19 protein-coding genes are annotated in these 20,169 nt (G+C 49.0%); 9 read left to right on the top strand and 10 right to left on the bottom strand.

The features are described 5' to 3' along the window. Window positions 1–38 precede the first annotated feature (38 nt). Genes smc through RE469_01385 form a run of 5 tightly spaced genes read left to right on the top strand, consistent with a single transcriptional unit; the run spans window position 39 to window position 6,191 of the window. On the top strand, window positions 39–3,617 hold the full coding sequence (gene smc / locus RE469_01405) for a chromosome segregation protein SMC (GenBank protein WMT44870.1): 3,579 nt from the start codon (window positions 39–41) through the stop codon (window positions 3,615–3,617). After that, entirely contained in the window at window positions 3,614–4,393 is a 780-nt protein-coding gene (locus RE469_01400) for a hypothetical protein (GenBank protein ID WMT44869.1), read from the top strand. The genes smc and RE469_01400 overlap by 4 nt, the downstream gene beginning before the upstream one ends. Before the next feature lie 34 nt (window positions 4,394–4,427). Then, window positions 4,428–4,679, top strand: a complete 252-nt coding sequence (locus tag RE469_01395) for a hypothetical protein (protein ID WMT44868.1) — start codon at window positions 4,428–4,430, stop codon at window positions 4,677–4,679. Continuing rightward, window positions 4,676–5,230: a Dna2/Cas4 domain-containing protein gene (locus RE469_01390; GenBank protein WMT44867.1), complete on the top strand. Its 555-nt coding sequence runs from the start codon at window positions 4,676–4,678 to the stop codon at window positions 5,228–5,230. The genes RE469_01395 and RE469_01390 overlap by 4 nt, the downstream gene beginning before the upstream one ends. Then, window positions 5,208–6,191: a tyrosine--tRNA ligase gene (locus RE469_01385; protein ID WMT44866.1), complete on the top strand. Its 984-nt coding sequence runs from the start codon at window positions 5,208–5,210 to the stop codon at window positions 6,189–6,191. Before RE469_01390 ends, RE469_01385 begins: the two co-directional genes overlap by 23 nt. A 49-nt stretch (window positions 6,192–6,240) precedes the next feature. Here the strand turns inward: RE469_01385 and RE469_01380 are convergent, their stop codons facing one another. The 5 genes from RE469_01380 to proS form a co-directional block, all read right to left on the bottom strand. Beyond that, complete coding sequence (locus tag RE469_01380; GenBank protein WMT44865.1) at window positions 6,241–6,408, bottom strand: AbrB/MazE/SpoVT family DNA-binding domain-containing protein; 168 nt, start codon at window positions 6,406–6,408, stop codon at window positions 6,241–6,243. A gap of 117 nt (window positions 6,409–6,525) precedes the next feature. Beyond that, window positions 6,526–7,545: a flap endonuclease-1 gene (gene fen / locus RE469_01375; GenBank protein WMT44864.1), complete on the bottom strand. Its 1,020-nt coding sequence runs from the start codon at window positions 7,543–7,545 to the stop codon at window positions 6,526–6,528. Then, window positions 7,546–8,247, bottom strand: coding sequence for a DNA repair and recombination protein RadB (gene radB, locus RE469_01370; GenBank protein ID WMT44863.1), 702 nt, complete (start codon window positions 8,245–8,247; stop codon window positions 7,546–7,548). It lies immediately after the preceding gene. 76 nt (window positions 8,248–8,323) lie between these two features. Continuing rightward, on the bottom strand, window positions 8,324–8,983 hold the full coding sequence (locus RE469_01365) for an HAD-IB family phosphatase (GenBank protein ID WMT44862.1): 660 nt from the start codon (window positions 8,981–8,983) through the stop codon (window positions 8,324–8,326). 9 nt (window positions 8,984–8,992) lie between these two features. Continuing rightward, complete coding sequence (gene proS, locus RE469_01360) at window positions 8,993–10,390, bottom strand: proline--tRNA ligase (protein ID WMT44861.1); 1,398 nt, start codon at window positions 10,388–10,390, stop codon at window positions 8,993–8,995. A 106-nt stretch (window positions 10,391–10,496) separates the two neighbouring features. Here proS and RE469_01355 point away from each other — a divergent pair, with 106 nt between their 5' ends. After that, window positions 10,497–11,693 carry a M20 family metallo-hydrolase gene (locus tag RE469_01355; protein WMT44860.1) on the top strand — a complete coding sequence of 399 codons (1,197 nt, stop codon included), beginning with the start codon at window positions 10,497–10,499 and terminating at the stop codon, window positions 11,691–11,693. Here RE469_01355 and RE469_01350 read toward each other — a convergent pair. The 3 genes from RE469_01350 to RE469_01340 form a co-directional block, all read right to left on the bottom strand. Continuing rightward, a complete protein-coding gene (locus tag RE469_01350; GenBank protein WMT44859.1) occupies window positions 11,690–12,217 on the bottom strand; it encodes a nicotinamide-nucleotide adenylyltransferase in 528 nt (175 codons plus the stop codon). The two genes, RE469_01355 and RE469_01350, sit on opposite strands and share 4 nt — an antisense overlap. Window position 12,218: 1 nt before the next feature. After that, the gene (ileS, locus tag RE469_01345; GenBank protein ID WMT44858.1) at window positions 12,219–15,308 is read right to left on the bottom strand and encodes an isoleucine--tRNA ligase; all 3,090 of its coding nucleotides are present in this window, start codon (window positions 15,306–15,308) and stop codon (window positions 12,219–12,221) included. A 246-nt stretch (window positions 15,309–15,554) separates the two neighbouring features. Further along, window positions 15,555–15,812, bottom strand: a complete 258-nt coding sequence (locus RE469_01340) for a hypothetical protein (protein ID WMT44857.1) — start codon at window positions 15,810–15,812, stop codon at window positions 15,555–15,557. 176 nt (window positions 15,813–15,988) lie between these two features. Between RE469_01340 and RE469_01335 the strand changes: the two genes are divergently transcribed. Beyond that, window positions 15,989–16,111: a hypothetical protein gene (locus tag RE469_01335; protein WMT44856.1), complete on the top strand. Its 123-nt coding sequence runs from the start codon at window positions 15,989–15,991 to the stop codon at window positions 16,109–16,111. On the opposite strand, the gene RE469_01330 is transcribed toward RE469_01335, so the two are convergent. Beyond that, window positions 16,112–17,074: a thiamine-phosphate kinase gene (locus tag RE469_01330; protein ID WMT44855.1), complete on the bottom strand. Its 963-nt coding sequence runs from the start codon at window positions 17,072–17,074 to the stop codon at window positions 16,112–16,114. It lies immediately after the preceding gene. A gap of 137 nt (window positions 17,075–17,211) precedes the next feature. Here RE469_01330 and RE469_01325 point away from each other — a divergent pair, with 137 nt between their 5' ends. Beyond that, a complete protein-coding gene (locus tag RE469_01325) occupies window positions 17,212–17,877 on the top strand; it encodes a PD-(D/E)XK nuclease family protein (protein ID WMT44854.1) in 666 nt (221 codons plus the stop codon). On the opposite strand, the gene RE469_01320 is transcribed toward RE469_01325, so the two are convergent. After that, window positions 17,878–18,936: an archaeosine biosynthesis radical SAM protein RaSEA gene (locus RE469_01320; GenBank protein WMT44853.1), complete on the bottom strand. Its 1,059-nt coding sequence runs from the start codon at window positions 18,934–18,936 to the stop codon at window positions 17,878–17,880. Between the two features lie 66 nt (window positions 18,937–19,002). On the opposite strand from RE469_01320, the gene RE469_01315 reads away from it, so the two are divergent. Continuing rightward, window positions 19,003–20,154: a pyridoxal phosphate-dependent aminotransferase gene (locus RE469_01315; protein ID WMT44852.1), complete on the top strand. Its 1,152-nt coding sequence runs from the start codon at window positions 19,003–19,005 to the stop codon at window positions 20,152–20,154. Window positions 20,155–20,169 lie beyond the last annotated feature (15 nt).

Genomic DNA, 20,169 nt, shown 5'->3' with positions numbered 1-20,169 from the left:
TTATTGAACAATAATATTTATATAGGATTATAAGTTAATTGAATGACAACTGTCAGACAGATGGAAATATGTTTCTGGAATCTCTAGAGCTTCATAATTTCAAATCGTTCGGAATCAGGAAGAGAATAGTGTTCAGGAAAGGGTTCACCGTCATAAGTGGGCCCAATGGCAGCGGAAAGAGCAACATTGGCGATTCACTGCTGTTTGTCCTGGGCACAAGATCATCAAAGGCAGTCAGGGCTGAAAGACTTGGCGATCTCATACACAAATCATCTGACGAGAAACGCAACAGGGATTACTGCAGTGTTACTGTGACGCTTGATACCGAGGATCCTGAGAAGCTTCCTGAGGACAGGAAGATAATCCTTAAGCGGGAACTGGTGGCCGAAATGGACGGCTACAAGTCCAATTATTACATAAACGGACAGAGGGTAAGGCACTCCGATGTGGCCGATCTCCTGGATTCCCTGCACATTTACCTGGATTCATACAGCTTTGTTCTCCAGGGGGATATAAATAACATTGTGAAAATGACCGGTTTCGAGCGGAGAAAGCTCCTTGAGTCCATATCGGGAATAGAAAGCTTTGACATACAGATAGAGAAGGCTCAGGGTGACATCCTCTCCATAAGCGAGAACCTGGGAAGGCTTGAGGTCCTGCTTGACCAGACCAGGAAGCGCAGACAGGATCTTGAAGCCGAAAAGGATGTGGCAGAAAGGTATGAGCAGTTATCCACGGCAATAAGAAACCTCAGGATGACAATGCTTAACATTGAAAAGGAAGGCATGCAGAGGGAGATCGCTTCACATTCAAGAAACATTGAACAGCTGATGCAGGAGATCGGAGAAATAGAAGCCCGAATTTCCAGCATGAATCAGCAGCTTGGCATTCTGGAAGGCGAGAACAGGGACCTGAAGCAGAGGCTTGAGGTGTCAGGAAACTCCCAGTTGCGCGAGATCAGGGAACAGATTGAAAATCAGCGAGTCACCATAGCCGAAACAGGAATCAGGGTTGAGAACAGCCAGGAGAGAATCAGGAGTATCTCTGACCAGATGGAAGCTGACAACCGGGACCTGGAAAAAACCTCAAGAAGCCTTGAATGGCTACAATCCAATCTTGCTGAAAACAGCAAGACTCTGGATGAAATCCGGTCTTCAATGGGAAAGATTTCACAGGATCTGAAATCAATCCGGGATAAAAACAGCAGGAGTTCCTCCGAGATCCTGAAAAAGCAGGAGGAGATTAAGGAGAAGGACAGTTCCATCAGGGAACTGAACAGCCAGATGGATCACCTCATTGAGGAAAGGGACAGAATACAGGCGGAGCGGTCTGGCGTTGTTGGCGAACTTGGGACGCTGGAAGAGAAGAAGAAGGATCTTGAATTCCAGGTAAGAGATGCCGCTTGGCGCCTGAAAGAAATAGAGAAGGATGCAGGCAGTTCAAAGGAAAACAACGAAAAACTGTCATTCAGGTATTACGATCTGAAACGCAGGCTGGATGAACTTCGAAAGAGGAAGGACGTCCTGCAGACAGAACTGAACACAGCGGGAAGGGAACATACTCAGCTTCAGTCGCAGGTCTCATCAAGATCCGGATCAGCAAACCGTGCTGTCACCACAATTCTTGGTGCAAGGAACCAGAACAAAATACAGGGAATACACGGAACCATAAGGGAACTGGTGTCATTTCCGGACGAATTCAGGCCGGCCATAGAGGCAGCCGCAGGGGCAAGGCTCAACTCCGTTGTTGTTGAGGATGACGGGGTTGCCGAGCAGTGCCTTGACCTTCTGAAAAGGGAGAGAGCAGGCAAAATGACCTTCCTTCCACTCAACAAGGTTCTGGGTGGCAGACCCAGAGGCAAAGCCATCACCGTAAGGTCCTCTGAGGGCTCCATGGGCTACGTCTTCGAGAAAATATCTTTCGATCCGAAATATGAGGGAATTATCTGGTACGCTGTCCAGGATACCGTCATAGTGCGTGATGTTCCCACTGCAAGAAAGTACATGGTCGGAGTCAGACTTGTGACAATGGATGGCGATATATTCGAGGCCAGCGGTGCAATAACGGGTGGTTTCCAGGACAGGGGAAAATCACAGGAGAATCTTGATGCAAGAATTTCAGAGCTGTCAGCAAAGATAAGGGAAATTTCCGCAGAGCTGGATGCAATAAATTCAGAAATTCCACAGGTTGAGTCAGAGTTTGATGACATATCCCAGAAGCTGAGGGACACATCGAGAACTGAGGGTTCCAGATCAGCCGAGATCCAGCAGTGGAGAAAACTGGTGGATGAGGGAAAACCTAAGCTGGAGGATCTGGCTTCAAGAATCTCCGACCTGAACAGGAAGCTATCTGAGGTGGACGGAAAACTTTCCGGCAATGACCGGGAATCCAAGGAGATACGGGTCAGGATATCTCGTCTCGAATCGGACAAGTCAGCAATATTCGATCAGATCCGTGAAATTTCCCCGCAGTTCGCTGAAAAGGAGAGTGCGCTGGAAACAGAACTCACATCGCTCAGGTCAAGGGAAGCCGACTTTTCTGCTGAGATTGTGAAGATCGGGAACGATATCTCACACATGAAGCAGAAATCAGATGATATCAGGGCAAGAATCGGGTCTAACAGCGAGGAAAGGACAAGGCTGGAAAAAGATCTCGAAGCTTCCCAGAGCACGCTGGCACAGCAGAAGGCTGACCTTGAAAAACTCAGGGCCGTTGAAGCAGAAATATCAGAGAAGTCCAGGGAGATTGTGGACGCACTTAACGTAAATGAATCGGAAATTTCAAGGATAAAGGAGAGCATTGATGCAGAGAAGGCGGGAATCGGGACAAAGAATGATCTCATACTGTCATCCAGGCTCAAGATTGAGAACCTCCAGGCAAGGATGCAGGATCTTGCCCAGCAGATGACTGAGGTTGGAGGCGAAATTCTCCCGGGCATGAGGTATATCCAGGAGGCAAAACGTGAGCTTGATGCCAGGAATGCGGAACTTGTAGCTTTGGGTCCAGTGAACCAGAAGGCCGTTGCTGAATACCAGCAGGTCTCGGCGGATCTTGATTCACTCACCAGGGAAATGGACAGCCTTTCGCAGGAGAAGGCGGACCTGGAAAAGTTGATGGAAAGGCTGAACCACCAGAAGGAAAAGATTTTCATGGAAATGTACGGGGCCATAAACGAGAACATGAAATCCATATATGGCGAGATATCGGGTGGCGGAGAAGCGAGCCTTGAAATGAGCAATGAATCTGATCCGCTGAATTCCGAGATATTCATAAGGGCAAGGCCCAAGGGGAAGAGCTTCTCCAAGCTTGAAGCACTGAGCGGTGGTGAAAAGAGCCTCACTGCGCTATCATTCATACTTGCCGTGCAGAGAATCAATCCCTCTCCCCTCTACTATCTGGACGAGGTGGACATGTTCCTTGATGGATCAAACGCTGAGCGCGTTGGAAAGATGTTCAAGCTCAACTCAAACACATCCCAGGTATTCTCAGTGTCCCTGAGGAAGGCGATGCTGAAATATGCCGATCATGTGGTTGTGGTAACAAGTTTTGACGGGGAAAATACCGAGATATTCGAGAAGTCCGTATCCGAATCAGGCAACATGGAGGTGCAGAGTTGAACCAGGATGAAATAGTCAGGAGCATCGTTGTCCAGGGAACGCTTCTTGAATCGGACACTGCATATTACCAGGAGATGCTTTCAGACCAGGGAGTCAGGGAGTATACAAACCCCGTGGAAAAGGCCATTGCATCAATCTTCAGGATGTGCCTTGACGGCAGCATAGATCCCTGGGATATCGATCTCAGGTCCTTCACAAAGATATTCTCCGAGGTTGTCACGGATGAATTCAGGGATTTCGGCACAGCCGGCCTTATCATGTACCAGGCATGGCACATACTGAGCCGGAAAACTGAGGATTCAATTGAAAAGAGGCTGCAGCCCGAGCAGCCGGAGTATGAGGATGGCGAAATTGATGAAGCGGGGCCTTCCCAGCTTAATGATCCGGTGGAAATCAGCTTCTCCCCACCGGTGCGCCATCAGGAGAAGAGGAAGGTCTTCCTGGTTGAGCTCCTGGATGCAATGAGGGAGGCTTATTCCAACGGCAATCGCGCAAGGAAACAGCTTGCAATGCGTGATCCAGCGGAGGAAACTCACGACATAGAGGAGATAGTGTCAAACCTTCACGCAGAGGAGCCGGAAAGTGAGATTCTCAGGGTTGGTGAGATTATCAATTCTGATTCCAGGAGCGAAATCCCACTGGAGCAGATCTGGGACACACCAGAGTTTACGAGACCCTCATTCTTCGTGTACTGCGGTTTTCTGATGAGGGAGAGAAAATTGAAACTTTCACAGCAGCAGCCATACGGGCCTGTGATAATAGAAAAGCCGCTCTGATACCGCCAGATGCGGTAATGGAAGTGAGAATGTTTTGGGGGATAAGGAAAACATAAGTGCGTCGGAAATTTCAGAATATGCGTTCTGCAATGTTAGCTGGCAGCTGGACAGGGAAGGAGCTCCCAGATCAGGGCACTCTTCGGCCAGAATGAAAGTGGGTGTAAGGTCTCACAGGAAGGTTGGCCGATCATACAGGTCAACCGGCATGTACATCTATGCAATTTCAGCTCTGCTTCTGGCCACGGTGGCATTCATATTGTATTATGTGATGTCACTTCTCATATGAACCAGTTCCCGCTTGTTATCCTATCATTAACATTCATTTTTCTTCTGGCAGTTCTCCTGAAGCTCAGGAGCAGGAGGAAATCTCTGGCAATTCCGGAAGGCCAGGAGGTGTACCAGGACCTGCAGGGCAAAGGAAGGATACTCAGGTCGGTAGAACTTGGGATTTCAGGCAAACCTGATATGATTGTCAGGAAGGGGAGGAACATAATCCCATATGAGTACAAGAGCACAAATGCATCTTCACCGCGGGATGGCCACCTCTATCAGATGTTTGCATATTTTGCCATACTGGAGGAGAATTATCCTGGCCAGAGCATCCCCTATGGCGTCCTGAAGTACAGAGAAACGGCCTTCAAGGTTCACAACAGCCCAGAAAACAGATGGAAACTGCTTTCAATCCTGGATGAGATGAGAAACTCGGACGGCCATGCCGTGAGAAACCACAACAACAGGGGCAAGTGCTTCCGATGCTCATTCAAGGAAGTCTGCAGCCAAAGCTTAATTAAACCAAGCGACAATCCACACCCAGATGATTCAAACCCAAGGACTTGAAAGTGAGTTTCAGGAGATAGTGACACCCGAAGAACTTTCCTCTCTTTCACCCGGAAGTACTGGATATATAGGTTTTGAGCCCTCCGGCCTGCCTCACATAGCCACCGGGATAATGTGGCCAAGAAAGATCAACCGTTTGGTGGATTCTGGCATCAGCATGAGGGTTCTCCTGGCAGACTGGCATGCCATGGTGAACGACAAGCTCGGCGGTGATCTTCAGCGCATAAGGGAAAGCGGCACTGTCATGATGAAGTGCATGAAGGCCCAGGGGCTCTACAACGAAGTGGAATTTGTGTGGGCAGACGACCTTGTCTCAGGATCTGACTACTGGAAGAAGCTCCTCATGGTGGCAAAGAACTCCAATCTGGCCAGGATCAGGAGGGCCCTGCCAATAATGGGAAGGAGCGAGGACGACGCAGACAGCGACTTCAGCAAATACATATACCCCCTCATGCAGGTTACAGACATCTTTTTCATGAAGCTTGATGTTGCAGTTGGGGGTATGGATCAGCGGCATGCCCACATGCTTGCAAGGGATATAGCAGCCAAAATGGGCGAGAAGAAGCCGGTTTCCCTGCATGCACCACTGCTGGGCAGCCTGAAAGGCTCCGGCAGGATGGATAGTTTCAAGAAGATGTCCAAGAGCGACCCGGATTCAGCCATATTCATGTCTGATACCAGGAAGGATGTGGAGAGAAAGATAAAGTCAGCATTCTGCCCTGTGGCAGAGATCGACGGCAATCCTCTGGTGGAAATAATGAAACATGTGGTATTCCCATACCTCGGCAGGGAGATAGTCATAAACAGGCCGCCATCAAAGGGAGGAGACATAACTTTCAGGAATTACGGCGAGTTTGAACTGGAATACTCAGCAGGCAGGATACATCCCATGGACCTCAAGGCTGCCCTCTCGGCCTATCTCAATGAGATGATGGAACCGTCAAGAAGCGTATTTTCATGACGCAAATATCATGGGGGTGCAGATATGTGCACTCACGAATGATGCAGGATCACTTCATCTTTTCCAGTATTATCCTGTCACCTTCCATGTAGAACCCCACGATGTCCCTGGGCTCAATTGAGAGTTGCTGGCTGACCTTCTTGGGAAGGGTTACCCGGAGGGAGCTTCCACGCCTTGAAACATGGGCTATGTCCAGGAGAATTCTGTCAGGATTCATGGCATGTATACATAATGAATGATGTATATAAACTAAATGCATATAATTAATGAGATTGAACTTTAGCACCATGTTGCTGGAAACAATCCTGTAACTTCCAGCTGACAGTTGCATTCTTCAGAAGAATGAATCGAGATTCTTCTGCGATTCCTTCCTGTAGGCTGCCTGCAATGTTTCGATATAGGGATCAACCCGGGATGGCGAGAAATCATGAATGTCGCAGAGGAAGTGCTTCAGGGATTCAGCATCTGGAGGCCTCATGGAAATATCACCCGGATCGGCATATGGGGGGTTCATGAACAGTTCTATGATTTCATCAAGATTTTCGATTTCTTCTTTCCTAGCCTTAAGCGTTTCCTGAATGGTGCCGTACTTTTTGATCAGTTTAAGGGCAGACTTTGCACCTGTCCTTGGAAGCCCCGAATTGAAGTCCGTCCCAACCATTATGCCTACCTGTATGAGTTGCTCCCAGGTGATGCCCAGGATCCCAAGGTTTTCCTGCAGGTCTATGTATTCCGGTGTAACATTGACGTAAATGTTCTTGCCGGGAAGCTTACGCTTTCCCATCTGCGTGAGATTCCGGAATACGCGCCTTGCACCGAAGAGCAGGCAGTCATAGTCCTGAGAGACAACCCCATCCACCAGTGCTGTCCTGCACATCACGGATGCCTGTGCTTCTCCCTCGGATGGTGCCTGAACCACCGGAACACCCATGTATTTCAGCAGATCCTTGGACTCGCTGACAATCTCAGCAGTGATGTAATTTATCCTGGAGCTGAGTGATCTTGCCCTTTCCTCGTTCCCCTCCTCCAGTGCGACCCGTAGCTCCTCCCGGTTCTTCTCCCTGACAAGTTTCCTGGCCTCAAGCGTCCTGTTCTTCAGAACAGACGGCCTGCCATCAAAGACAAAGGCAGGTTTTATACCAACCTCTATCATATTTATTGTACGGTAGAATAGCCCTGAAAGGTGTGACGTCACGTTGCCCGACCTGTCCATGAGCGGAGTGCCATCAGGCTGCCGTATGCTGCTGAGGAACTGGTAGATTATGTTGTATGCGTCAACACTGACCCTCATTCCTCCCTGATCCTTCAGGCTGGTGCTGTGTTTTACAAGTATATCGGATATATCTACGCCCACTCACTGCACCTCGCAGGAAAGCCCGAAATCCGTTATCCTGAACTCAGAGGATCTGCCCTCCGGCAGGGACCTGTGTTTTGTCACTGATATCCTCCTCTTGCCGTTTGGAAACTTCTCAACCCTGTATATTGCCTTCATGTTGTGGTCAACCAGGAAACCTCCGAAGGGATTCAGTCTTCCGGAATCAGGGTCCTGGTAGATCTGGTTCGTGATGAGCGCAGGAACCTTGAGCTTTAGCGCCGCAGCGGAGAGGTTGGAAAGCTGCTTCTGGAATCCTGCTGATCTTGCAGAGAGATCGGACTGGTTCTCAAGCCTGAAAAATTCAGTGAAGGAATCAATGACTATGAGGCCGGGAGTCCTTATCTTTTCGGCTATTTTCGGCAGCCTCATTATTGCAAGATCCTGGTCCTCAAGGGATCCAAGCCTGTAAAGGTAGAGATTTTTCGTAATGCCATCATCCTCACCGCTCATCTGCCTGAACCGCTCAGTGGAAAAGCCTTCGCTGTCCAGGTATATGACTGACCTGCCGGACCTCAGGGTTGCAAGGCAGAACTGCATGCAAAGGTTTGATTTCCCGGATCCGCCTTCGCCGAAGAGTTCAGTGATTATTTCTGGCTCAAGGCCTCCGCCCATGAGATCATCCAGGCAGGCCACACCGCTGGATACCTTTTCTGGCGAGACTGAAGCATCGACCTTTTCCATCGCGTTAGTCATGGATACTGTATATAAATAGAAATGTGCCGAAACCGGCATTGATCCACAGAGGCAGGCAGCAGCATCACCGTTCGCCGGCAAGTATGCGGGTTATTTCCAGCAGATCATTTCCGTGTGCAGAATGTGAGGCCATTCCAGACAGCCTCCCGTCAATGGAATTGAAGGCTATGGACACGGCTGAGTGCCTGAACATGGCAGCGTCCTGCGTGGTGTCTCCAACGCTTGCCGTCTCTGCCTCGGATATTCCTAGCCTCTTCTGTATGGCCGTTATGACATCATCCTTGTGCCTTGGCTCAACCATAACATTTCCATCAGGAATAATGCGGCCTGTATCATCGGTTAGTATCATGTTGGCATAGATCTGGTCAAAGGCAGCCTGATCCGCTATTCGCTGGGCAAGCCAGTAAATTCCGCCTGAGACAATGGCAGTGGCTGCACCTGATTCCCTGATTTCTTTCACTGCAAGGCTGAGGTTTTCCCGGAGAGGGATACTGTCCAGAATCTTCACAACATCTTCCCTTGTTATCCCGGGATGCCTTGAAATCCAAAGGTTAACGTCGCTGCGCAGAAAATCCATGTAACTGATGTTTCCCGTGCGGTAGAGCCTCAGGTTCTCCGAGTTATCCACCCCCATGGCACGATGAACATATTCCCAGCTGCTGGGGTGTGTGGTGAGGACACCATCCATGTCGAATACAACAAGCCTTATTCCGTGAAGATTCATCCCATCACTTCAATACGAACGGGAAAATGCCGCAATCTTTCCGTCCTTCCCGCAAACAACGCATTTCTCAGTTGTCTCACTGTCACGGTTGAAGCCAAGAGCCCCAAGCTCCAGTTTTCCCTCAATGACGTCACTGCATTCCTTTGATCCGCACCATCCTGCAAGAACAAGCCCCTGGGCATCTTTCATCTCATCAATGCTGCTGTACTTTCTCGATAATTTCCTGAAATGCTCGTCAGCCCTTGCCCTGAGATTTCCGGCCACCTCTTCAAGCAGTTCAGCCACAGAACGGGAAATATCACCTCTATCAATCTGCCTTCTCCTGCCGCCGGTTCTGACGGAAACTGTGACACGGTTTCCAGATACTTCCTTCTCGCCAATTTCCAGTCTCAGGGGAACTCCCTTCATCTCCCACTCATTGTACTTGAACCCGGGGGTATAGTTGTCCCTTGTGTCAAGGGATGCCCTTACGCCTGCAGCTTTCAGTTCATCAAGTATTGCCTGTGCGTAAGGCACGACATCAACGCTCCTGGAAGGTATGGTAACGATCATGGCCTGAACGGGTGCCACTGAAGGTGGGAATATAAGGCCCTGGTCATCGCCATGTATGCCTACCACGGCGGCAAGCAGCCTCTCGCTGAGCCCGAATGTTGTCTGGCTCACGTATTCATGGGTCCCGTCATCCTTCAGGTATTTTATGTCGTAATTCTTTGAGAAATTCGTTCCGTACTGGTGTATGGTTCCTATCTGGAGGCTCCTGCCACCGGGAAGAACCGTATCAAAGGCCAGTGTGTACCTGGCCCCAGGGAATTTATCCCACTCTGGACGCTGGTCAATCATGTAAGGAAGGCAGAGTTCATGGCTAATGTTTTTCCAGATTTCCCTGTACTGATCCATCTGCCTCTCTGCGTCTTCGTAGGAATCATGGGCTGTATGGGCTTCAAAGAAATGTATCTCCCGTATCCGGATGAACGTCCTGGTGTGTTTTGTCTCATACCGGTATACGCTTACTATCTGGTATATCCTGAGGGGGAGGTCCGCATGGCTCCTCACCCAGAGGGAGAACATTCCGTACATTGCCGCCTCGCTGGTGGGCCTGAGTGCCATCTCCACGTCAAGCCGATCCATGCCTCCACGCGTGACCCAGTAAACCTCGTTCTCAAATCCCTTCACGTGTTCAAATTCAACAGAGAGCTGGTCTCTTGTTATCAGAACAGGAAAACTCACTTCCTGGAAATCCCGGGAATCAACGTTTGTCCTGATGATACGGTCAATGTTCTGCATTGCCTTGAGCCCGTATGGCATCCAGACATTCATTCCCTTGATGGGATATCTCTTGTCGCTGAGTCCGGCTATGTCAATAATTTCGTTGTACCACTCGCTGAAATTTTCCTTCCGGTTTTCCATGATCAATCGCAGTTATGTGATTGGGATAAAATAGGTTACCGCTGACTGTTGCTGGATGAAGGTTGGCCATGCTGAAACATTATATGCGAAATGCTGATTTCTATACATGCAGTCTGCAATAATGGAAATGGACGACGAGGAATTCATAAAGCACGTTGCAAGCCGGATCATTCCAATACAGTCAATTTCACCTGAATCCGGAGGAAGCGGGGAATCAGCCAGGGCTGATGAGATCTGCACAATCCTAAGGGAACTGGGATATCCTGATTTCAAGAGGTATGATACAAAGGATTCTCACGGTGCTGTCAGGGCAAACATTATCCTGAAGGTGGGAAACGCCAGCACAACATTATGGCTTGTATCCCATACAGACACAGTCCCGGTGGGGGACCCTGCTCTCTGGACCCATCCTCCATTCCAGACTACCGTTGAGGGCAGGAAGATTTATGGAAGAGGCACATCCGATGACGGACAGGCTGTGTTCCTGTCACTGCTTCTCCTCCGGAAGATCAGGGGCAAGAACCTGAAGTACAATCTCGGACTGGCCTTTGTGGCGGACGAGGAAGTTGGCAGCAAATATGGAATACAGTATCTCCTGGAGAAGGACATATTCAAGAAAACCGATCTGGTGATGGTTCCAGATGCGGGCACCGAAGACGGTCTCCAGATCGAGGTTGCAGAAAAGAGCATACTGTGGATCAAGTTCAAGATACTGGGGAAGCAGTACCACGCGAGTCAGCCGGCAATGGCCATAAATGCCAACAGGGAAACCATGAAGTTCATACTTGGCCTTGATGCCGAACTGCACAGGAAATATGCCGACACCGATCCAATTTTCTCTCCTCCGCAGTCCACATTTGAGCCAACAAAGCACGAGAAGAATGTGGACAACATAAACACCATCCCGGGCACGGAGGTACAGTACGTGGACTGCAGGATTCTGCCGAAGTATGATCTGGATGAGGTAACTGACTTCATTGATGCTTACATACGGGAATTCCAGAAGAGCAGTCCAGCAAAGATATCATACGATCTCTTCCAGAAAGAGCAGGCACCCATCCCAACGTCTGTAAATGCGCCTGTGGTCCAGGCACTTAAGGCAGCAATAAGGGATATCCGCGGGAAAGAGCCATCGGCGGTGGGAATAGGGGGCGGCACATGCGCGGCATTCTTCCGCAGGAAGGGCTACGACGCCGTGGTATGGAGCACAACCATGCCGGAAGTTGCCCATCAGGCCGATGAATACGTGGTCATGGACCACATCCTGCAGGACAGCGCAGTCATAATGAAAATGCTGTCTTAAATCACGTCCTCATCGGTCTTTGCAAGATCCTGGATCCGCGATATCCCATCTATTTCATCTATTATATCGGCAACTGCACGGGGGACATCGGATCTCCAGTCCTGATTTTTTATCATCTTTTCTCTTATGTGTGTTCCGGACCAGTTTGATCTGTTGATCATGTCCATGGATTCAACCCTGTAATTTTTTTCCCTGAAAAGCCTGGTTACAAGGGGATTGTTTGTATACACCCTGTTGAAGCCCGGCGTGAGAGATTCAACATGGGCCACCCACAGGGGGTTGGAGTTGACGTCCTCAATGGGTACCAGGTAGAATTGGAAAATACCCTCTCTTTCCAGTGTTGTGGATATCATCAGGTGCCTCTCGCCTGCAGTGAACGGATCCTTAAGGGTGTGCGAATACTGTGCACTTCCTATTCCAATGATTACTGAGGCATTGTGTTTCAGAATGCTCCTTATTATCTCAAGATGCCCGTTGTGGAAGGGCTGAAACCTCCCAACAATGAATGCCCTCTCCTTGTCCAATTCACTTCACCGTCTCTGCTGGGACAATGCGTATGATGAATATTTCGCCATCGATGTCCCATTTCCTTCCCTCGATGCCATTAACGAACTGCAGAGTGGAGGCAAGTGTTTCCTTCCCCATCCAGTCCGTGTGTTCCGCAAGCTGATCTCTGGCTTCATCAGGACCTGATATTGCCACATCTATGGTCTCATCATACTGCAGGTTCATCTCCTTCCTCATGACCTGTATCCTCCTGACAAGCTCCCTTGCAAGTCCCTCATTCATCAGCGCCTGATCTCTCTTCAGGTTGACGAATACCGTTATGCCAGACTTCGGTTCGTGATCCATGGCATATCCAGCCTTCGGTTCCATGAATATTTCAGCTATTTCGCCTGTTATGGTGTGTTCTCCCACCTTCACAGACCCGGAACTGGAAAATTGCAGTGCCAGAGTACCATCATCATGATCCAGCGTTTCCCTGACCATGTTGAGATCTTTACGGAGTAGCGGTGCCGCCTCTTTGGTTTTCAGGGCAATTTTCCTGACCACTGGCCACTCATTTTCGTCAATGAACCTCACTGTTCTGGCATTGAGTTCCGGTGAGATGATTTCCAGAAGTTCATGTCCTATTTCAGTGGTTGAAGAGACCAGAACCTCAGTCACAGGCTGCCTCCCCTTTATGCCGTGGTCCTGCCTGATCCTTCTGGTGGCCTCCAGTATGGCTTCTGCCCTGCTTACTTCTGCCTCAAGATCATGATTTATCATATGGCTCATTACCTCAGGAAATTTCTCCAGATGAACGCTTTCCGACTCAGGATGAAGTTTCCTGTAGAGGTATTCTGAATAGAACGGGGCCAGGGGGGCAAGCATAAGGGTAACTGTCTCCAGAGCATAGAAGAGCACTGAATATGCCTCTTCCTTCTGCCTGTCAAGTGTCTCAGCCCAGAATCTTCTTCTGGAAAGCCGCAGATAGAAGTTTGAGAGATCTTCTATGAAGTCTTCCATGGCCTTCAGAGCTATGTGCATGTCATAGTTATCCATGGCAGCCCTCACTGCCTCAACTGTGGAATTGCAGCGGGAGATTATCCACCTGTCAAGGATGTTGCTCCCGGGCATGAGCCCCTCATATCTGTAGCTGTCAAGGTTTGCATTTGAGGCAAAGAATGAATAGACATTTGAAAAGGTGCCAAAGACCTTCCTTGTTATTTCCGAGATAAGTTTCCTGTCTATGGCCTTTGATCGCCATGGTACTCCGGTCATGAAGAACAGCCTGGCAGGGTCTGGCCCGAATTCATTGACAAAATCAATGGCGTATACGGAATTCCCCTTGCTCTTGCTCATCTTTCTTCCCTGCTCGTCAAGGATAAAATCTATGGAAAGCACATGCTCGTAGGCGTTGGTGTCAAAGAGGATCGAACCGATGACGTGAAGGGTATAGAACCATCCTCTGGTCTGGTCTATTGCCTCAGTGATGAAGGATATGGGAAGCGGAACCCTGCTGCTCTCCATGGGGTAGTGCATGGCGGCGTACGTAGCGCTGCCTGAATCAAACCATGTGTCTATGACGTAAGGTTCCCGGGTCATCTCCTTCCCGCAACTTGGACAGGGGAACTTGACGTTATCAATGAAAGGGCGGTGAAGATCTTCCGGCACTCTGCCCCCATACTGCTTCAATTCCTCAAGGCTCCCCACAGCAACCATATGTTCATCAGGGCATGTCCACACCGGAAGCGGTGTTCCCCAGTACCTGTTCCTGCTCAATGCCCAGTCCTTGGCTTCAGTGAGGAAATTGCCGAACCTGCCGTCCTTAAGGTGCTCTGGATGCCAGTCTATCCTGTTATTGTTTTCCAGAAGTTTCTGCCTTATTGTGGAAACGCGTATGAACCACGCTTGAAGAGGGTAGTAGAGCAGCGGCGTGCCGCAGCGGTAGCAGAAAGGGTACGTATGTGTTATTCTCTCCGACCGGTAGACCTTATTGCGCGTCTTAAGCCATATGAGAATCTCAGTGTCGGCATCCTTGAAGAATTTTCCGTTCCACGGAAGACGCGGATCGTTGAATCTTCCGGACTGGTTGATGGGGTTGATTATTTCCACACCAAATCTTTTTCCTATGTCAAAGTCATCAGCGCCAAATGCAGGGGAAGTGTGGACTATTCCAGTTCCATCCTCCACTGTAACATGATCGCCTGAGGTTACCACAAGGGACCCTCTGGGGGGTGGTATGAAATCCATGAGCTGTTCATACTGCTTTCCCACAAGGTCAGATCCAGGCATTGTGGAAAGTATCCTGGCATCCTTGCTGAAGAGTTTTTCCACAACAGGGCGGGCAACATAGTATTCTTCATCTCCCACCTGAACAAGGGCATATTCAATTTTTTCATTCACAGCAAGAAACTGATTTGCTGGCAGGGTCCAGGGCGTGGTTGTCCAGGCCAGGAAATACCTGCCTGAATATCCTTTCTCCCTGAATTTGACATAGACTGACGGGTCCTTTGCATCATCATATCCCTGTGAAAGCTCATGGGAGCTCAGTGATGTTTCGCATCTGGGACAGTAGGGCACTATCTTGAAGTCCCTTACCAGCATCTTCTTTTCGAACATGGTTTTGAGGGCCCACCATTCGCTCTCAATGTAATCATTCCGCATAGTTACATAGGCGTTCTCCTGATCCACCCAGTAGCCAAGGTGTTCATCAGTCTCCATCCACTCGTCTATGTACCGGAATATGCTTTCCCTGCAGTATTCGTTGAATTTGTCGATACCGAATTCCTCTATCTCCTTCTTCACCTTGAAACCAAAGTGTTTTTCAGCTTCGATTTCAACGGGAAGTCCATGGCAGTCCCAGCCTCCGGTTCTTCGGGAGATGCGGTGACCGGTCATATACCTGTACCTGAGCACGCTGTCCTTGACGGTACGGGTCATGGCATGGCCGACATGAGGCCTGCCGTTTGCAGTGGGCGGGCCTTCAAGGAATGTGAAGGGTTTGTTCCCCAGGGAGGAATTAAGAGACTTTTCAATAATGCCAGCTTCTTTCCAGTATTGCAGAACCTCATCGCCTATGGCCTTCAAGCTTTTGTTCGTCTCAATCTGTTCATATACTGTTTCTGGCATATCAAAATCAGGGGAATCTCTGCGGGGCAAGACTCCAATAACATATCGGATTCACCATACAGACCCCATCCTCCTCCTGACAGGTATTGTTCCATACTCATAAAATTTTTCAGGCATGCAGGCACCTGCCGTCATGGATAAAAGCAAGCATTACCGGGTCCATCAGAAGGCATTATGCGGGTGCTCCGAAATAAGGAATAATAAGCTCATTAGCAAAAATGAGCAAGTTAGCAGATAAATGCAGGATCAGAGGGAGCCAGAAGGTTCACCGGATCTCCAGGGCAGTGAGGTGTTCCCGGGAACAATGATGGTGGAAGGAAGTGATGGCCACCGGTCATATTTCCTTATGTACTTCCTGATAAGCTTATTCTCGCGCCTCTGTATCCAGTCGATGTAGTAACCGTAAAGTTCCGAATTATGCTTCCTCAATTCCTGTATTCCTATTCTTTCGGCATCAAGTTTCCTGATCTCATCCAGCAGTTTGAACTCATCCGTTCCTATCATGTTATCCAATCAACATTATCAAAGGGGCAGATATGCGTTCCTATCTCATTGCAAAATGACAAAATGGTGCATTTCAGGGCTCCAGCATAAAATCAGGCAAAAATTCCAGGGCATATTTCGTTTCATTCCTGATCCACAGTGGAAAGTTAGGTCATCTTCTTGTGATTTGCAACATCATGTGGCGGGAAAGGTTCCGGAAGGTCAAGGATGAGTTCCTTGAGGAGACGGCCAGGATGCGTGAAATTTTGAGGGAGGAAACACAGGATCCAATGGGGCCTGAGCCCCATTACAGGAAGTGATCAGGGGGCAATTTCGGAGAGAGGTTTCACTCCGAAATGTTCGTAACCCCTCTCACGTATGTTCACCCATTCTCTTCCATTGAACATTATGTTGTTGCCCTCCCATGCCTCACCAATGAAGCTTACATCGATTTTCTCAGATTCCATTGCTGCCAGAAAATCCCTGTAGTTTGAATTGCTGATGGAGAAGAATATCTCGTAGTCCCCTCCGAAACCACACATTATTTCAGTGGATGGAAGCCCGGTTAATGATGCGGCCTTTGCCACGTTCCTGTCCGGCTTGAGCTCATTTTCCACTATCTTGAACCCAATTCCGTAGTCACTCTTCATCTGAGATATGCTGGCAAATACGCCATCTGAAAGGTCCATCATGAATTTTGCTCCATATTCGCTCATAATCTGTGCTTCCTTGATCCTTGCACTTATGCCCAGCATCATGTTGATTCCAAGGTCAGGTCGGTATCCAGTTCTGTAGAAAATATATCCTGATGCTGCCCGGCCCATCCTGTTTGTGACGCCAATCACATCACCCTTGGCGATGTGGCTTCTTCTGCGTGTCAGCCTCTTCTCCTGGTGTCCCACTATGGAACCACTTATGACAAGTTCGCTGCCCTCCTTGGTGTCTCCACCGAGAGTATCGGCTCCATTGTCCCTGAGCACCCTGTCAATGGATGCTGCAATCTTCTCAAGGTACCTGTCATCAGACTCCGGATCGACCAGGTATGAAACAAGCATTCCTGTTGGGATTCCTGCCATTGCTGCAATATCGCTGAGGTTTATGTTTGCCACGAATTTTCCAATGAGTGACGGATCAGCACCATCAGGAATGTGGGTGCTCTGCCTTATTATGTCAGTGGAAAAAAGCAGGTATTCATCCCCCTGCTCCAGAACAGCACAATCATCCTTCTCCTGTTTCATTGAAATGCCCTTGAATATCCTGTTGATTATCTCCCTCTCACCCAAATCTCGGAGCTTCAATTGTGATCTGTGGATTATGGCGTTTCCGGTAAAGAGGTTTTTGAATTGGAATCCAGCAGTTAGATATTGTAGAGACGGTCTGCCCGTATGTTATTTTAATGACCATAAAATGTCATGCTGTAATGTCCAGAAAAGATGAAATTGAGAACCTGTTCAGGGAAGTGGTGCAGGGGAAGCCCTATACCGGAAAGCCAATACCCGTCAACAGGTTCAGTGTAAGCGGGTTATCATTCAGCGTAGATCAGGAGGTAAAAAGAAAACTCGGGCTTGTGGAGGAAACTTTCCGCGACAGGCTCAACATGCTCCGTGGAACTGCGCTTCATTCCTATGTGCAGAGCATGGTGAAGAACCAGGGATACGTTGCGGAATACAGGATGTATTTCACCATACCATTCAGATGGCATTATATGGGATATGAAAACATAAATCTTGTAGGCGTCATCGATCTCCTGCATAATGATCGGCGTGAGATACTGGAACTCAAGAGTTCAACAAGTTCAGATCGCATAGAGGATTACCACAGGCTTCAGCTTGCATCATACATGAAGATGATGTCAGAACGGACCGGGCAGGATTACAGCGGTTACGTGGTCAAATTCGGGGGCACTGACCTTGTGACGGAGGAGATACCAAAGGATGAAGTCCAGCATTACTGGGAAACACTTGTGTCAAGGGCGATGGAGTGCGCGCGCAAGATAGACCAGGCAATGGAGGAAAATGACGTAAAGCAGATGACTGACCCCAATGATAACAAGGGAAATGGCTTATATGGCTTTGAACCACACTGATCAGAGACGGGTTGACGACGACCTGATCCTTGCCAGCAGCCTGGAGTAATCAGGCTGGTCATAGTTTATGTCCTCTGCGTCCACAAATTCATCATATGCACTTCGGTCTGCAGAATCATAGTATTCACGTAGCCCTGAGAAATCCTGTGTGAGGGAAGCCTCATAGATGAGGTTGAGCAGTTCAGGATCATTCTCCTCGTTATGTATGCCTCTTTCCCTGTTTCCACCGGTTGGGTAGGAAACAACGCCTGCACCAAGATCGCTGGTCTCCAGCAGAATTCTGGCCAGGCTCCAGAGCCTTGGAAGCCTGTAAAGCCCCTTGTTCCACATGCTTTCAACCAGCGTGTGTTTCTGGATGTTCATTGGGTTCACCGATATGTCGGTGGAATGGCCCCTGGCATCCTCTATGGACTGTATCATGTCAGCAATGGCCGCCTTTTCAGACATGAACAGCGGCTTGAAAAGCAGATATGTCCTGAGTTCATACCCCAGCCTTCTTGCCGTGCTGGATGCAGACACAAATTTTGAAAAGCTGCTACCCTTGTTTATGGAGTTCCTTATTATCTGGTCGTTTGAGCTTTCCAGGCCTATTGCTATCCTGATGGGTATTCCGTAATCCCGGAGTGATCCTGTGTTGCTTTCTGTTATGTACTCAGTCCTTGATTCCACCAGCAGCTTATCGATCTTCCCCTGGATGCTCCTGAAGAAATAATCTCTGGCTTCCGGAGGGAATTCCAGAGGATCCAGGAAGCTCCCTGATGTGAATACCTTGAGCACCCTGACATCGCCAAGGGATCCGGCAACAGAATCTATCTGATTCTTTAGGTTTTCAGGTGTTATGTTGGAGGCAACGTCATTGAAATATCCGCACATGGAGCATGAGGAGAAGTTGTACCATGCGCATCCGGCGGTGCGGAATATCACCACTATGGTGTTTTCCGGGAAACCCCTGAGCCGGTCCCTTTCGCGCCACATTGAAACCGGTTTGTCAGGGTTTGTGGTTCTTGCCCTGGCCGGCATGAGATTCCTGATGGATTCGGAAAGCTGTCTGTTGATCATTACAATACCTGCAATTAGTCGGATGTCACACTGATAATAATATATTTGGAAAGTGAATTGCCATGGATGCTAGCTTCCAGGCTTGAGGCCATAGGTGAATCCAGGAGCGTATCCGCCAGCAACAGGGCAGCTGAACTTAAGAGATCCGGAAAGAAGATCTTCAATTTTGGTATAGGTGAACCGGATTTCACAACTCCCAGGGACATAATTGATGCCGCATTCAAGGCAGCAAATGAGGGCAAGACCCACTATACCCCATCACTTGGCATTCCTGAGCTTCGTGAGGCAATCGCATCCAAGGAGAAGAGCTTCAACGGAGTCCAGGCCTCGGCAGGCAATGTGCTGGTAACACCGACGAAGTTTGCCATAAATCTGGCGGTGATGTGCCTGATCAACCCAGGTGATGAGGTCATAATACCGGAACCTTACTACCTGTCATATCCCGATATAGTCAGGTTATACGGCGGGAAGGTCATCACAGTTCCCACAACAGATGATTACGAATTTGATTTTGACCAGATGGAGAAGCTCGTATCGCCCAGAACCAGGATGGTCATCCTGAGCAATCCCACAAATCCAACCGGTAAGGTCTATACAGAGAAAGCCCTCAGGAATCTCTCAGATTTTGTGCTGAAACACGGACTTTACCTGGTCAGTGACGAAATTTACGAGGACCTGATATATGAAGGCAAAATGTTCTCTCCTGCAAGCATTCCGGAAATGTTTCCCAGGACTATCACACTCTCAGGCTTTTCCAAGAGCTATGCAATGACCGGGTGGAGGATTGGATACATGGTTGCGCCCGATGAAATAATCAAAGCCTCAAACAAGATTCAGCAGCAGACAATGACATGCGCCTCATCCATATCCCAGTATGGCGCCCTTGCTGCACTATCCGACAGGGACTCCCCGGCAAAATTCAGAGAGATATTCCGATCACGCCGCGATAATGTGTATAAACTGGTCTCGGAAACTGAGGGCATAAGCATGAGGAAACCCGAAGGCGCATTCTATGCATTTGTTAAGTATGAAAACAGGATTCCAAGCGAGGATTTCTGCGAGAAAGCCCTTGAAAAGTCGGGAATTGTCATAACACCGGGATCTGCATTCGGTAACCAGGGGGAATACCATTTCAGGCTTTCATTCGCCACGGATAATGACACCATCAGGGATGGCATTGCCGAACTGGGTCGCTTTGTACATTCGTTACCGGCGTGAGATGGACAATTTCCA

It is taken from the genome of Cuniculiplasma divulgatum, from assembly GCA_031200235.1.
GTDB lineage: Archaea > Thermoplasmatota > Thermoplasmata > Thermoplasmatales > Thermoplasmataceae > UBA509.
This window is presented reverse-complemented; position numbering and strand designations above follow the sequence as displayed.

Coding starts and splice junctions, on each gene's coding strand:
- RE469_01390 (WMT44867.1), top strand. CDS start 4,676: ATGAACCAGTTCCCGCTTGTTATCCTATCATTAACATTCATTTTTCTT.
- RE469_01385 (WMT44866.1), top strand. CDS start 5,208: ATGATTCAAACCCAAGGACTTGAAAGTGAGTTTCAGGAGATAGTGACA.
- RE469_01380 (WMT44865.1), bottom strand. CDS start 6,408: ATGAATCCTGACAGAATTCTCCTGGACATAGCCCATGTTTCAAGGCGT.
- radB (WMT44863.1), bottom strand. CDS start 8,247: ATGGAAAAGGTCGATGCTTCAGTCTCGCCAGAAAAGGTATCCAGCGGT.
- RE469_01365 (WMT44862.1), bottom strand. CDS start 8,983: ATGAATCTTCACGGAATAAGGCTTGTTGTATTCGACATGGATGGTGTC.
- proS (WMT44861.1), bottom strand. CDS start 10,390: ATGGAAAACCGGAAGGAAAATTTCAGCGAGTGGTACAACGAAATTATT.
- RE469_01355 (WMT44860.1), top strand. CDS start 10,497: ATGCAGTCTGCAATAATGGAAATGGACGACGAGGAATTCATAAAGCAC.
- ileS (WMT44858.1), bottom strand. CDS start 15,308: ATGCCAGAAACAGTATATGAACAGATTGAGACGAACAAAAGCTTGAAG.
- RE469_01340 (WMT44857.1), bottom strand. CDS start 15,812: ATGATAGGAACGGATGAGTTCAAACTGCTGGATGAGATCAGGAAACTT.
- RE469_01335 (WMT44856.1), top strand. CDS start 15,989: ATGTGGCGGGAAAGGTTCCGGAAGGTCAAGGATGAGTTCCTTGAGGAG.
- RE469_01325 (WMT44854.1), top strand. CDS start 17,212: ATGTCCAGAAAAGATGAAATTGAGAACCTGTTCAGGGAAGTGGTGCAG.
- RE469_01320 (WMT44853.1), bottom strand. CDS start 18,936: ATGATCAACAGACAGCTTTCCGAATCCATCAGGAATCTCATGCCGGCC.
- RE469_01315 (WMT44852.1), top strand. CDS start 19,003: ATGCTAGCTTCCAGGCTTGAGGCCATAGGTGAATCCAGGAGCGTATCC.